This is a genomic window from Pseudomonas sp. MPFS (assembly GCF_022537035.1).
Lineage (GTDB): Bacteria > Pseudomonadota > Gammaproteobacteria > Pseudomonadales > Pseudomonadaceae > Aquipseudomonas > Aquipseudomonas sessilinigenes.
In genome coordinates this window covers 4,907,897-4,920,203 of record NZ_CP066123.1, presented here as the reverse complement: position 1 = coordinate 4,920,203, position 12,307 = coordinate 4,907,897, and the positions used below count along the sequence as shown (strand labels likewise).

Sequence of the window (12,307 nt, the reverse complement as noted above, 5' to 3'; positions counted from 1 at the left end):
CATGGCCAAGGGCCTGGATGGCAAGCTGGTGGTAGCGATTTCGTCACGGGCGTTGTTCGACCTCGGTGACAGTCACAAGGTGTACCTGGCCCAAGGCGTTGAGGCTTATCGGCAGTACCAGATCGAGCACGAAGAAGAGGTTCTCGAGCCAGGTGATGCCTTCCCTCTGGTGAAAAAACTCTTGAACCTCAATGCCAGCCTGGGCCGGGAGAGGGTCGAGGTGGTGCTGGTTTCTCGCAACAGTGCCGATACCGGCTTGCGGGTCTTCAATTCTATCCAGCACTACGGCCTGGCCATCTCCCGGGCTGCGTTCGTCGGCGGGCGCAGTCCCTATCCCTACCTGGCCGCTTTTGCCAGCGACCTGTTTCTTTCGACCCATGCCGAAGATGTGCGCAATGCGCTGGATGCCGGTTTCGCTGCGGCCACTATCCTGTCGGGTGGTGCGCGACGCGCTGAAAACGGTGAGTTGCGTATCGCTTTCGACGGTGATGCGGTGCTGTTCTCCGATGTCTCGGAACGCATCTACCAGTCCGGAGGCCTCGAGGCGTTCCAGGCCAGTGAGCGGCAATCAGCCCGAGAGCCCCTGCCAGGTGGGCCATTCAAGGGTTTCCTGGCGGCGCTGAATCTGCTCCAGGGCGAGTTTCCCGTTGATGCCTGTCCGATCCGCACCGCCTTGGTCACTGCACGTTCGGCTCCGGCCCATGAGCGGGTGATTCGCACCCTGCGCGAGTGGAACATCCGCCTGGACGAGTCGCTGTTCCTCGGAGGGCTGGAGAAGGCCGCCTTCCTCGAGGCTTTTGCTGCCGATGTCTTCTTCGATGACCAGGCAGGGCACTGCGAACTGGCACGCGAAGTAGTGGCCACCGGTCATGTGCCCCATGGCATCAGTAATGAAGCCAGTACCTGAGTCTATCCAAACCCGTAGAGGCCGCGGCCTCCCATGCATCCAGGCACTGCTAAGCTGAATCAATCTCCGCCATCTTGGCAGTTGAGGAGGTCATATGATTCGTTCGATGCTGTATGCCACTGACCTCGGGGTGTACGCCCCTTTTGTGATGCAGCATGCCCTGGAGCTGGCTAGAACGTTCAATGCCGACTTACATGTAGTCCACGCTGTGGAGCCCATGGGACTGTTCGCTGAATCGGTGCTCCAGAGCTACCTGGACGAGCAGTCGCTGAATGAGTTTCATCGCCAGGGCCTGAATACGGTCATGGCCAATATCGAGCAGCGGGTGCTTGATAGCTTTCGCGAAGAGCTGGGGGAAGGGATGCAGGACCTGTCTTTGATCCAGTCGGTGCGTGTCCTGCAGGGCGATCCCTCCCAGGTGATTCTTGAGCAGACGGCGAAACTCTCGGTGGATTTGCTGATCGTAGGAAGTCACAGCCATGGCGTCGGGGCACAAACCCCTTTGGGGCGCACGGCGGCGCGGGTCCTGCAGTTAGCGAAAGTGCCGGTTTACCTGGTGCCTCTGGTGCAGCGAAGACGTCAGGGAGATGCTTGAAGTCGGAATGGAAAATTCTGAATAAAAGTTCTAGATTTATTCTCCTGACCATTAATATAGTTATATACCGTCGCTGATACCCGTGGCGTCTTTCTGCTTTGAGGGATTGATATGAAGCTCCAACAATTGCGCTACATCTGGGAAGTGGCGCACCACGACCTCAACGTTTCCGCTACTGCCCAAAGCCTCTACACCTCGCAACCAGGTATCAGCAAACAGATCCGCCTGCTGGAGGACGAACTGGGCGTCGAGGTCTTCGCTCGTAGCGGCAAGCACCTGACCCGGGTGACTCCGGCTGGCGAAAGGATCATCACCACTGCTGGCGAGATCCTGCGCAAGGTCGAGAGCATCAAGCAGATCGCCCAGGAATTCTCCAACGAGAAAAAAGGCACCCTGTCCATCGCGACCACCCATACCCAGGCGCGTTATGCCTTGCCGCCGGTGATCAGCAGCTTCATCAAACAGTATCCGGATGTTGCGCTACACATGCATCAGGGCTCGCCCATGCAGATCGCGGAGATGGCCGCCGATGGCACCGTGGATTTCGCGATCGCCACCGAAGCCCTGGAGCTGTTCGGCGACTTGGTGATGATGCCGTGCTATCGCTGGAACCGCTGCGTGGTCGTCCCTCAAGGCCATCCGCTGACCAAACTGCCGAAGCTGACTCTGGAAACCCTGGCCGAGTATCCGATCGTGACCTATGTCTTCGGTTTTACTGGTCGTTCCAAGCTCGACGAGGCCTTCAGCCATCGCGGCCTGACCCCCAAGGTCGTATTCACCGCCGCCGACGCCGACGTGATCAAGACCTATGTCCGCCTGGGACTGGGAGTGGGCATCGTCGCCAAGATGGCGGTGGATACCAAGCTCGATAGCGATCTGGTGGTGCTGGATGCCAGCGAGCTGTTCGAGTCGAGCATCACCAAGATCGGGTTCCGTCGTGGCACCTTCCTGCGTGGATTCATGTGCGACTTCATCGAGAAGTTCGCCCCGCACCTGACGCGTGAAGTGATGGCCAAGGCCATCCAGTGCCACAACAAGCAGGAGCTGGAAGAACTGTTCGACGGTGTCGAGCTGCCTGTCCACTGATCCTGCCCGCCTAGCGGACCTCGGTGACAGTGAATTGTTGCCGAGAGCCCGCCACCACGATCTCCACCTCGTCGTCTTCGGATTTGCCCAGCAAGCTCGCGCCCAGGGGAGAGCGCGGGGTGATCACGGTGACCAACTGACCGACGACCTGGACTTTCAGGCCGGCGCCGTCCGGGCCTAGAAACAACCACTGCTCGTGGCCCTTTTCATCTTCCAGGCCCAAAAGGGCTCCGACCTGGATGCCGGCTTGCGGCTCGTAGGGGCGCAGTACCAGGCTCTGCCAGAGGCTCAGCGCCTGGCGGATCTCTTCGACCCGCCGAGATTGGCCAGCAGCCAGGTAAGCGGCTTCCAGCCCTAGGGTGTCGTACTTGTTCTCCGCGATATTCTCTTCGTGGGTGGCGGTTTCGTAGGCGGTTTGTGCCGCCCGCAGGATGATCTGCAGGTCGTCCTGGAGCTGTTGCAGAATCAGTTGATAGACCGACTGTTTATTCATGATCAATTACAGAATTGCAGGACATTGGCCCGGCTTTTTTCGCTTGGTGCCGTCTGGTCCTGCTGCAACCAGAACTGGCACTTGGGGTTGGACAGATTGCGCGGATTGCTACGGGCGTTGTCCATCGACTGCAACTCCTCGTTCTTGCGCAGGTTTTCCTGATACTGCTCGAACATGCGGTTCTGCGGTTCTGGGGCAACGGCTGCCGGTTGGGTCAATCGTTGCACTGCCTGGGCTACCGGAGCGATTTGCGGGGCGAGGAGAAAGTGCGACGCCAGCCAGCAGGTCAGGGCGATCGCCAGGAATCCCAGCCACAGGCCCAGGGCGATGCTGCCGCTGAGCGCCAACGCATTGAAGCTGATGCGCAAGGAACGGCGGGCGGGTGGGCGGTGGGACATGGTAGTTGCCTCCTGGCGGGCAGTATTGAACGAGGGCTGATTGTCGCATGAAGATTAATCGAGGTTGGCTCTTCTGCGCAGGGGCATTTATGCGGACAATCGGCGCCTTTGCCAATCGGGGACCGAAATGAAAGCCTCCTGGGACATTTTCTGCAGCGTCGTCGATAACTACGGTGATATCGGCGTGACCTGGCGCCTGGCGCGGCAACTGGTTGCCGAGCACGAGTGCGAGGTGCGCTTGTGGGTCGATGACTTGCGTGCCTTTGAAAAGATCTGTCCGCAGATCGACATCCGGCGCGAGTGCCAGCAGCAAGCGGGAGTGGAGGTACGACAATGGCCCGAACACTGGTTGCCAGTAGCTGCAGCCGATGTGGTCATCGCTGCCTTCGCCTGCCAATTGCCCCATGCCTATATGGAGGCCATGGCCGAACGTGAACGGCCGCCCTTGTGGCTGAACCTGGATTACCTGAGCGCCGAGGACTGGATCGGTGGTTGCCATGGTTTACCTTCCGTGAAGTTTCACGGGGTACAGAAGTACTTCTTCTTTCCAGGGTTCGTACCAGGGACTGGTGGATTGCTGCGTGAGAGCGATCTCTTGCGGCGACGCCAGGCTTTTCAGGGAGATCGCCAGGCCCAACTGGAATTCCTGCAAGGGCTGGGGGTGGCACCGGTAGCCGATGCCAGGCTGATGTCGTTGTTCGCCTACGAGAATGCCGGTCTCGACGGTTGGCTGGATGCCCTGGCCGATGATGTTCGCCCCACCCATCTCCTGGTTCCCGAGGGGCGCATCCTGGGAGATGTCCAGCGCTGGCTGGATGTCGCCCCCCTGGGGGCGGGCGACCTGGCGGTTCGCCGTTCGCTGACGATTCAAGTCCTGCCTTTTGTCCCTCAGGAAGACTACGACCGCTTGTTGTGGTGCTGCGACTTCAACGCCGTGCGTGGTGAAGACTCCTTCGTACGAGCGCAATGGGCGGGGCGGCCCATGCTTTGGCATATCTATCGCCAGGACGAGGATATCCACCTGGACAAGCTCGAGGCCTTCCTTGCGCTTTACACCCGGTCCCTGTCCCCTGAAGCCCGGGCCGCAGTACTGGCGCTGTGGCAGGCCTGGAATACCGAGTCCGGGATGGCCCAAGCCTGGAAAAACGCCCTGCAACACTGGCCGCAAATCACCGCGCATGCCGAACAGTGGTGTCTGGAACAAGGCTCGCAGACCGATCTTGCTGCGGCGCTGGTGCAGTTTTACCTAAATTGGATATGATACGCGGCCTAGATTTTTGTAAATCCCATCCAAATTCGGATATTCGCAATGAAAACTGGTAAAGAACTCAAACCCGGTACCGTGATCCGTATCGACAACGATCCTTGGCTGGTTCAGAAGGCTGAATTCACCAAGTCGGGTCGTAACAGCGCGATCATGAAGACCAAGCTGAAGAACCTGCTGACCGGTTACAAGACCGAAACCGTCTACGGTGCGGACGACAAGCTTGACGACGTGATCCTGGATCGCAAAGAAGCGACCCTGTCGTTCATCAGCGGCGACACCTACACGTTCATGGACACCACTGACTACACCATGTACGAGCTGAACTCCGAAGACATCGAGGCCGTTCTGCCATTCATCGAAGAAGGCATGACCGACGTCTGTGAAGCTGTGTTCTTCGAAGGCCGCCTGGTTTCCGTTGACCTGCCGACCACCATCGTGCGCCAGGTCGACTACACCGAAGGTTCCGCTCGCGGCGACACTTCGGGCAAGGTGATGAAGCCTGCCAAACTGAAGAACGGCACCGAGCTGAGCGTTGCCGACTTCATCGAGATCGGCGACTGGATCGAGATCGATACCCGCGAAGGCGGTTCTTACAAGGGCCGCGCCAAGGTTTAATCCTGGTTCGATCCTGTAAATGAAAAGCCCGACCTTGAGTCGGGCTTTTTTATGCCTGGGATTTGTCGTGTCAGACCGTTACGTGCAGGCGCACATCGACATTGCCACGGGTGGCGTTGGAGTAGGGGCAAACCTGGTGCGCCGCATCCACCAGGCCCTGGGCTTCCTCCTGGGACAGCCCGGGCAGGCTGACATGCAGGTCGATGTCCAGGCCGAAACCGCCGGGGATCTGGCCGATACCGACCTTGGCGGTAATCGAGGCGTTATCTGGAATCTTGCGCTTGCTCTGCAAGGCGACGAACTTCAGGGCGCCGATGAAGCAAGCCGAGTAACCGGCGGCGAACAGCTGTTCCGGGTTGGTGGCCTGGCCACCTGCGCCACCCAGCTCCTTGGGAGTGGCCAGCTTGACGTCAAGAATGTTGTCGCTGGAAACGGCGCGGCCATCACGGCCACCGGTAGCGGTTGCAACAGCGGTATAGAGAGTTTGCATGGGTTCAGCCTCATCGGTTGCTCGCAAATTATTTGCGCGCTAAGTAATTTCGAAATTAATTTATCGATCAAATATTTTGTGCGCAAGATAAATTTTCCAACGCAAACGCAAAAAGACCTCTATAGAGGCCTAATCTATTGATTTTTAATGAGATATTTTTTGAGGCAGCTTGGGTGGCTGCCGTGCCTTACAGGCTGTCTTGCAGGTGGCTGCGTAGAATCTGCAGTTCTGCCTGCAGGTGTCGCAGTTGTTCCACTGTCCTGCCACTGGCACCCAGGATGCACTGGGGAATATCCCGGGCCTTGGCCTGCAGCTCGCGGCCTTGCTCGGTCAGTTCGACGATCACCACCCGTTCGTCTTCACGGCTGCGGGTACGGCTGAGCAATCCCTCGGCCTCCAGGCGCTTGAGCAAAGGGGTCAGGGACCCGGGGTCAGTCAGCAGGCGCTGGCTGATTTCGCCGACGGTCAGCCCATCCCGCTCCCACAGCACCAACATCGCCAGGTATTGCGGATAGGTCAGGCCCAATTGCTGCAGCAAAGGTTTATAGACCTTGGTCATCAGCAGTGAAGTGGAGTGCAGGGCAAAGCACAACTGGTTATCCAGCAACAGTTGCTCGCAGGGCGGCAGGGCGGTGTGTTCAGTGGTCATGTTGGAGCCTTGATCGTTAATGATCTTGAATCTAGCGGGCAAGCCTTTAATGCGCTAGGTAATTATGCCGAAGCTCAGCCCATGCTGCTCTGCAATGCCAGGTCCCAGGGCGGCACCGGGCTGAATCGGCTCTTGAGGTACTCCAGCAATAGCCGGCTGCGAGCATTGGGGTGCTGCTCCATGCGCAAGGCGTAGATACCAGCGGTTTCTGGCTTTGGCAGGCCACCTTCGCAGAACAACGGTACCAACTCCCCGCGCAACAGGTATTCGCTCGCCAGCCAGGTGGGCAAGTGGGCGATACCTAGCCCGGCCAAGGCCCCGGACAGCAAGGCTTCGGCATTGTTGGCACTAAAGCGGATGCGCTGGGGACGATGGCTCTGCAACTGGCCGTCGAGTTCGAAGCGCCAGGCAAACAGTGGGGCAAGGCCATCCCAGTCGAGCCCGTCGTGCTGATCGAGCTCGGATGGATGCCGGGGAGTGCCACGACTCTTCAGGTAGGCCGGGCTGGCGCAGGCAATGCGCACGATGCTGGCCAAGGTCGTGGCGACCATGCGTGTATCCACCTGTTGTCCCGCCCGCAGGACCAGGTCCACTTTGCCCAGGTGTGCGCCCTGCATGTCGATGAAGCTGTCGATCAGGTGCAATTGCACGTCCAGGCCTGGGTAGAGCACCAGGAAGTCGGCAATGGCGGGAGCCAAGTGGCGTCGTCCGAAGGCGGCCGGGGCGTCGATGCGGATCAGGCCTTCCGGGGCATGGCTCAAGGAAACGGCTTCGGCCCGTGCCAGTTGCAGTTCGGCGACGATCCGTCGAGCCCGTTCGGCGAATGCCAGGCCGGCCGCGGTGGCGACTACCGCATGGGTGGTGCGCATGAACAGGGTGGTACCCACGGCCTTCTCCAGGCTGTCGATACGTCGGGCCACGGCCGAAGGTGTCAGGGGGTGGCGGCGTGAGGCGGCAGAAAAGCTGCCTGCCTCCAGCACATCGATAAACAGCCCCAGTTGTTCAGTCAGGGTATTGGGATTCATGGTCGACTCGCTTATGCGAAAACAGCAAAGCCATTGTGCGTTGCTATGCGTTTCCGTACCAGGGCCAGCTACGTAGCATGCAAGGCCTCAGGTAAGGAGTGCGGCATTGATCGAGTTAGCGATGTATCTGTTGTTGGGCGCAGTGCTGGGGACCGTGGGCGGTCTGTTCGGTATCGGTGGGGGGCTGATCGCCATCCCTGTGCTGGGGGTGCTGTTCGGCCTGGACCAGCAGATTGCCCAGGGGACTGCCCTGGTGATGGTCGTGCCGAACGTGATGCTGGCGCTGTGGCGGTATCACCAGCACAACCGTATCGCCGCGCGCCATGCCGCGCCCCTGGCGCTGATGGGGTTCAGTTTCGCCTGGCTCGGGTCGATCTGGGCCGTGGGGATCGATCCCCAATCGATGCGTACCATCTTCGTCGTCTTTCTACTGGCCCTGTCAGCCTACAACTTGTTGCGCATGTTCAGTTCCAGTGCCCCGGCTCAATCGCAGATGCGCTACTCCTGGCCTTGGCTGGGTGCCCTGGGCGCAGCTTCCGGAGCGCTGGGGGGCGTGTTCGGCGTTGGCAGTGCGGTGGTCGCCACGCCTGTGCTGACCAGTATTTTCGGCACCACCCAGGTGGTGGCCCAGGGCCTGTCCCTGGCCTTGGCCCTGCCCAGCACGGCGGTGACCCTGGTGACCTACGGTATCCACCATGAGGTGGATTGGCAGGTGGGCTTGCCGCTGGCGGCAGGTGGCCTGTTGAGTATCAGTTGGGGGGTAAGGGTCGCCCATGCCTTGCCGGAGCGCCTGTTGCGTGGCCTGTTCTGTGGCTTCCTGGTGGTGTGCGCAGTGATGCTGGGCCTCAAGCTTTGAAGCCTTCGACGATATGCTCGGCCAGGCATTCGGTAATGGGCGAGGGTTTGTTGAGGTTGCGCAAGAGCATGATGCTCGCCTCTGGCAGCAGGGGCAGCCCTTCGGCCTCACCGAGGATGCGCATGTCCGGCGTGATCAGGCTTTCCAGTTGCGCGGTGACGGCGAGCCCTGCGCTGACCACCGCCATGATCGCCGACAGGCTGGAGCTGTTGTAGGCGATCCGATAGTCCAGGCCGGCAGCGTCCAGGGCATTGCAGGCCCACACCCGGCAAAAGCAATCGCTGTTGAACATCGCCAAGGGCATGGGCGACTGTTCATGTGCGCTGAAGCACTGGGCCGCGGCCCAGACGAAACGCTCCTTGCGCAACAGTTGGCCGATCTCGTTGCCAGGTTCCCGGGTGACGATGGACAGGTCCAGGTCCTGGCGTTGCAACAGCTGCCTGGAGGACTCGCAATGCACCTCGATCTGGATCAATGGGTAGCTTTGGGCGAAGCGCGAGAGAATTCCCGGTAAAAAGCGCATCACATAGTCGTCCGGGGTGCCGATGCGCACCAATCCCACCATGTGCGGCTCACGCAAGGTGTTGAACACCTCGCTATGCAGTTTCAGGATGCGCCGGGCATAGCCCAGCAGCACCTGCCCCTCGGCGGTCAGCTTGACCTGGCGGCCATCGCGCTGGAACAGCTGGCGTTGCAGCACATCCTCCTCCAGGCGCTTCATCTGCATGCTGACCGCAGACTGGGTGCGATTGACCCGTTCGCCAGCCCGGGTAAAACCGCCTTCATCGGCAATGGCGACGAAGGTACGCAGCACTTCGGTATCGATACTGGGGAACTGAGACATTCATCAAATCCTGAGATGTTCGGCATAAGAAACATTCGTTGGATTGATCTTATTCCTGGGCAGACACTGGCGTCATCCCCACTGGAGGGCAAGATGATGAAAGGTCAAAAGGGTTTTGTACTCGTCCATAAAACACCCTTCCAAGGGTTGTCGCTCAGTGTCTTGTGGCACAAGGTGGCCCGCTGGTACACCCTGGGTCACGAGCGCCGGATGCTTGCCAGTCTCAGTGACGAGGCGCTCAAGGACCTGGGGCTCACCCGAGTGGATGTCGAGCACGAGAGGGTTCGCCCATTCTGGGACGACCCGATGCATAAATGAGCGTAGGAGTGGCTACCCAAATCGGTTGTCGGTGCGTTAGCGTGCGCTCAGACAAGGAGGAACCCATGCCCGTAGCCCATTCTTTTTCGCTCAAGCAGGCTCGACGACTGGCCTTGGCCGCCCAGGGATTTGGCGGGCGGCGGCCGCCGGCATCGATCAAGGCGGCACGCCTCAACCAGCAGATAGAGCGCCTGGGACTACTGCAGATCGATTCGGTCAATGCGTTGGTTCGCGCCCATTACCTGCCGTTGTTCTCCCGTCTTGGCAGTTATCCACAGCAGTTGCTGGATCAGGCTGCCTGGAGCCAGGGGCGGCAGCGGACCTTGTTCGAGTACTGGGGGCATGAAGCGTCGCTGTTGCCGATGTCCATGTATCCACTGATGCGCTGGCGCATGCAGCGAGCCCGTCAGGGCCAGGGTATCTATTCCCAGCTGGCGCGGTTCGGCCGGGAGCAGCAGGCCACGATCAGCCGGGTGCTGGCGGCAGTGCAGACGCAGGGCGCCCTGGGCGCTGGCAGCCTGTCCAGTCGCGAGGAGCGGGCAGGGCCCTGGTGGGACTGGAGCGATGAAAAGCATGCGCTGGAATGGCTGTTCGCCGCTGGCGAGGTGACGGTGGCCGGGCGACGGGGGTTCGAGCGACTGTACGATTTGCCGGAGCGGGTCATTCCCCGGGCCATCCTCCAGCAGCCGCTAATGGATGAGGCCCAGGCCCAGCGCCAATTGCTGGTGCAAGGGGCAACGGCCCTGGGGGTGGCGACGGAAAAGGACCTGCGTGATTATTTTCGCCTCGATCCTGCCGATAGCCGCGCTCGCCTGGCCGAGTTGTTGGAGTCTGGCGAGCTGCTGGCCTGTGAGGTTCAGGGGTGGCGGCAGCCGGCTTACTGCCTGCCCCAGTTCAAGGTGCCGCGCAAGGTTGGCGCCAGTGCCTTGCTATCGCCGTTCGATTCGCTGATCTGGGAGCGCAGCCGCACCGAGCGCCTGTTCGATTTCCGCTATCGGCTGGAGATCTACACACCGCTGCACAAGCGAGTCTATGGCTACTACGTACTGCCATTTCTGCACGATGAGCGCATTGTCGCCCGGGTCGACCTACGGGCTGAGCGTGCCCAGGGGCGACTGGCGGTACATGCGGTGCATGAAGAGGCGGTGGGGCTGGACGAACCTGGAATGCAGGCGCTGGCCGGGCAGCTACGGCAGATGGCTGACTGGTTGGGCCTGGCGGACATTCAATTGAACTGCCCGCGAGAGGGGGCGCAGCGTTTGCGCAAGCTCTTGGCCTGAAGCCTTCGCGAGGGCGTCCCGCGAAGGCCGTAGCAGGCCCTGGCCGGACTCAGCGCTTGACCTGTTTCAGGGTCTCGGCAATCAGGAATGCCAGCTCCAGCGACTGGTCGGCGTTCATCCGCGGATCGCAATGGGTGTGGTAGCGGTCCGACAGGCCATCTTCGGTAATGGGGCGCGCACCGCCAATGCACTCGGTGACATTCTGCCCGGTCATTTCTATATGAATGCCGCCGGCGTAGCTGCCCTCGGCCTGGTGCACCTGGAAGAACTGCTTGACCTCGCTGAGGATCTGGGCGAAGTCCCGGGTCTTGTAGCCGCTGCTGGCCTTGATGGTGTTGCCGTGCATCGGGTCCGAGCTCCACAGCACTTGCTTGCCTTCGCTTTCCACCGCACGGATCAGTCGTGGCAGATGCTCGCCCACCTTGTTCGCCCCCATGCGAACGATCAGGTTGAGGCGGCCTGGGTCGTTGCTGGGATTGAGGATGTCGATCAGGCGGATCAGCTCCTCGGTATCCATGCTTGGGCCAACCTTGACCCCGATCGGGTTGTTCACCCCGCGCAGGAACTCGACGTGCGCACCATCGAGTTGCCGGGTGCGATCACCGATCCATAGCATGTGCGCCGAGCAGTCGTAATAATCGTTGGTCAGGCTGTCGCGGCGGACGAAGGCTTCCTCGTAGTTGAGCAGCAGTGCTTCGTGGGCCGTGAAGAAGCTGGTTTCGCGCAATTGTGGCGAGCTGTCCAGGCCGCAGGCCCGCATGAACGCCAGGGTTTCATCGATGCGGTCGGCCAATTGGCTGTATTTCTCGGCCAGTGCCGAGTTGGCGATGAAGTCCAGGTTCCACTTGTGCACCTGGTGCAGGTCGGCGAAACCGCCCTGGGCGAAGGCCCGCAACAGGTTGAGGGTGGCGGTGGCCTGGTGGTAGGACTGCAGCAGGCGATCGGGATCCGGTACCCGGCTTTTTTCATCGAAGCCGATGCCATTGACGATATCGCCACGGTAAGCCGGGAGGGTCACGCCATTGATGGTCTCGTCGTTGGCCGAGCGTGGCTTGGCGAACTGGCCGGCCATGCGCCCGACCTTGACCACCGGGCTGCCGGCAGCGAAGGTCATGACGATCGCCATCTGCAACAGCACCTTGAAGGTATCGCGAATCTTCGCCGCGGAAAATTCTGCAAAGCTCTCGGCGCAATCACCGCCTTGCAGCAGGAAGGCACGACCCTGGGTGACTTCGGCGAACTGGCGGCGCAACTCCCGGGCTTCCCCGGCGAAGACCAGCGGTGGATAGCTGGCAAGGGTCTGCTCCACCTGGAGCAGGTGTGCAGCATCGGGGTAATGGGGCTGTTGCTGGATCGGCAAGGCGCGCCAGCTGTCGGGGGTCCAGGGTTGGCTCATCGCGTACTCGATTGCGTTACGGTGGGGTAGGCATGTTAGCAGCAAATTAATGCGTGACCTGCTTATCGGGCTTGGTCGACAATCGCGC

At 60.5% G+C, this 12,307-nt stretch carries 15 protein-coding genes; 8 read left to right on the top strand and 7 right to left on the bottom strand.

Annotated elements, in window-relative coordinates:
- The first annotated feature begins 1 nt into the window (after position 1).
- From I9018_RS22380 to cysB, 3 genes are all read left to right on the top strand, one after another.
- Positions 2-907 carry a 5'-nucleotidase gene (locus I9018_RS22380; RefSeq protein WP_068581708.1) on the top strand — a complete coding sequence of 302 codons (906 nt, stop codon included), beginning with the start codon at positions 2-4 and terminating at the stop codon, positions 905-907.
- Positions 908-1,001: 94 nt separating this feature from the next.
- A complete protein-coding gene (locus I9018_RS22375) occupies positions 1,002-1,502 on the top strand; it encodes a universal stress protein (RefSeq protein WP_068581706.1) in 501 nt (166 codons plus the stop codon).
- A gap of 111 nt (positions 1,503-1,613) precedes the next feature.
- Positions 1,614-2,588, top strand: coding sequence for an HTH-type transcriptional regulator CysB (gene cysB, locus I9018_RS22370; RefSeq protein ID WP_007931387.1), 975 nt, complete (start codon positions 1,614-1,616; stop codon positions 2,586-2,588).
- A gap of 10 nt (positions 2,589-2,598) precedes the next feature.
- Here cysB and I9018_RS22365 read toward each other — a convergent pair whose 3' ends face one another.
- Positions 2,599-3,081: a GreA/GreB family elongation factor gene (locus I9018_RS22365; RefSeq protein ID WP_124348232.1), complete on the bottom strand. Its 483-nt coding sequence runs from the start codon at positions 3,079-3,081 to the stop codon at positions 2,599-2,601.
- 2 nt (positions 3,082-3,083) lie between these two features.
- Complete coding sequence (locus I9018_RS22360; protein ID WP_068581700.1) at positions 3,084-3,479, bottom strand: hypothetical protein; 396 nt, start codon at positions 3,477-3,479, stop codon at positions 3,084-3,086.
- Between the two features lie 127 nt (positions 3,480-3,606).
- On the opposite strand from I9018_RS22360, the gene earP reads away from it, so the two are divergent.
- Positions 3,607-4,740, top strand: a complete 1,134-nt coding sequence (gene earP, locus I9018_RS22355) for an elongation factor P maturation arginine rhamnosyltransferase EarP (protein ID WP_241107540.1) — start codon at positions 3,607-3,609, stop codon at positions 4,738-4,740.
- A 48-nt stretch (positions 4,741-4,788) separates the two neighbouring features.
- Positions 4,789-5,361, top strand: a complete 573-nt coding sequence (locus tag I9018_RS22350) for an elongation factor P (protein ID WP_068581695.1) — start codon at positions 4,789-4,791, stop codon at positions 5,359-5,361.
- A gap of 70 nt (positions 5,362-5,431) precedes the next feature.
- Here the strand turns inward: I9018_RS22350 and I9018_RS22345 are convergent, their stop codons facing one another.
- The 3 genes from I9018_RS22345 to I9018_RS22335 form a co-directional block, all read right to left on the bottom strand.
- The gene (locus I9018_RS22345) at positions 5,432-5,851 is read right to left on the bottom strand and encodes an organic hydroperoxide resistance protein (RefSeq protein ID WP_241107539.1); all 420 of its coding nucleotides are present in this window, start codon (positions 5,849-5,851) and stop codon (positions 5,432-5,434) included.
- A gap of 187 nt (positions 5,852-6,038) precedes the next feature.
- Positions 6,039-6,500 (bottom strand): MarR family transcriptional regulator, encoded by a 462-nt coding sequence (locus tag I9018_RS22340; RefSeq protein WP_068581689.1) that lies wholly within the window; start codon positions 6,498-6,500, stop codon positions 6,039-6,041.
- 74 nt (positions 6,501-6,574) lie between these two features.
- Positions 6,575-7,525, bottom strand: coding sequence for a LysR family transcriptional regulator (locus I9018_RS22335; RefSeq protein WP_241107538.1), 951 nt, complete (start codon positions 7,523-7,525; stop codon positions 6,575-6,577).
- A gap of 106 nt (positions 7,526-7,631) precedes the next feature.
- On the opposite strand from I9018_RS22335, the gene I9018_RS22330 reads away from it, so the two are divergent.
- Positions 7,632-8,381, top strand: a complete 750-nt coding sequence (locus I9018_RS22330; protein ID WP_241107537.1) for a sulfite exporter TauE/SafE family protein — start codon at positions 7,632-7,634, stop codon at positions 8,379-8,381.
- Here the strand turns inward: I9018_RS22330 and I9018_RS22325 are convergent.
- A complete protein-coding gene (locus I9018_RS22325) occupies positions 8,371-9,225 on the bottom strand; it encodes a LysR substrate-binding domain-containing protein (RefSeq protein WP_124348227.1) in 855 nt (284 codons plus the stop codon). The genes I9018_RS22330 and I9018_RS22325 overlap by 11 nt on opposite strands.
- Positions 9,226-9,321: 96 nt before the next feature.
- Here I9018_RS22325 and I9018_RS22320 point away from each other — a divergent pair, with 96 nt between their 5' ends.
- Positions 9,322-9,543, top strand: coding sequence for a DUF1127 domain-containing protein (locus I9018_RS22320; RefSeq protein WP_068581726.1), 222 nt, complete (start codon positions 9,322-9,324; stop codon positions 9,541-9,543).
- 65 nt (positions 9,544-9,608) lie between these two features.
- The gene (locus I9018_RS22315; RefSeq protein ID WP_124348226.1) at positions 9,609-10,823 is read left to right on the top strand and encodes a winged helix-turn-helix domain-containing protein; all 1,215 of its coding nucleotides are present in this window, start codon (positions 9,609-9,611) and stop codon (positions 10,821-10,823) included.
- 49 nt (positions 10,824-10,872) lie between these two features.
- Here I9018_RS22315 and I9018_RS22310 read toward each other — a convergent pair whose 3' ends face one another.
- A complete protein-coding gene (locus I9018_RS22310) occupies positions 10,873-12,219 on the bottom strand; it encodes a 3-deoxy-7-phosphoheptulonate synthase class II (RefSeq protein ID WP_068581671.1) in 1,347 nt (448 codons plus the stop codon).
- Between the last annotated feature and the right edge of the window lie 88 nt (positions 12,220-12,307).

Bases quoted from the DNA above. Each gene is read 5' to 3' on its own strand.
- I9018_RS22310 (WP_068581671.1), bottom strand. From the start codon at position 12,219: ATGAGCCAACCCTGGACCCCCGACAGCTGGCGCGCCTTGCCGATCCAG.
- I9018_RS22315 (WP_124348226.1), top strand. From the start codon at position 9,609: ATGCCCGTAGCCCATTCTTTTTCGCTCAAGCAGGCTCGACGACTGGCC.
- I9018_RS22380 (WP_068581708.1), top strand. From the start codon at position 2: ATGGCCAAGGGCCTGGATGGCAAGCTGGTGGTAGCGATTTCGTCACGG.
- I9018_RS22375 (WP_068581706.1), top strand. From the start codon at position 1,002: ATGATTCGTTCGATGCTGTATGCCACTGACCTCGGGGTGTACGCCCCT.
- earP (WP_241107540.1), top strand. From the start codon at position 3,607: ATGAAAGCCTCCTGGGACATTTTCTGCAGCGTCGTCGATAACTACGGT.
- I9018_RS22360 (WP_068581700.1), bottom strand. From the start codon at position 3,479: ATGTCCCACCGCCCACCCGCCCGCCGTTCCTTGCGCATCAGCTTCAAT.
- cysB (WP_007931387.1), top strand. From the start codon at position 1,614: ATGAAGCTCCAACAATTGCGCTACATCTGGGAAGTGGCGCACCACGAC.
- I9018_RS22325 (WP_124348227.1), bottom strand. From the start codon at position 9,225: ATGTCTCAGTTCCCCAGTATCGATACCGAAGTGCTGCGTACCTTCGTC.
- I9018_RS22335 (WP_241107538.1), bottom strand. From the start codon at position 7,525: ATGAATCCCAATACCCTGACTGAACAACTGGGGCTGTTTATCGATGTG.
- I9018_RS22350 (WP_068581695.1), top strand. From the start codon at position 4,789: ATGAAAACTGGTAAAGAACTCAAACCCGGTACCGTGATCCGTATCGAC.
- I9018_RS22320 (WP_068581726.1), top strand. From the start codon at position 9,322: ATGAAAGGTCAAAAGGGTTTTGTACTCGTCCATAAAACACCCTTCCAA.
- I9018_RS22345 (WP_241107539.1), bottom strand. From the start codon at position 5,851: ATGCAAACTCTCTATACCGCTGTTGCAACCGCTACCGGTGGCCGTGAT.
- I9018_RS22365 (WP_124348232.1), bottom strand. From the start codon at position 3,081: ATGAATAAACAGTCGGTCTATCAACTGATTCTGCAACAGCTCCAGGAC.
- I9018_RS22340 (WP_068581689.1), bottom strand. From the start codon at position 6,500: ATGACCACTGAACACACCGCCCTGCCGCCCTGCGAGCAACTGTTGCTG.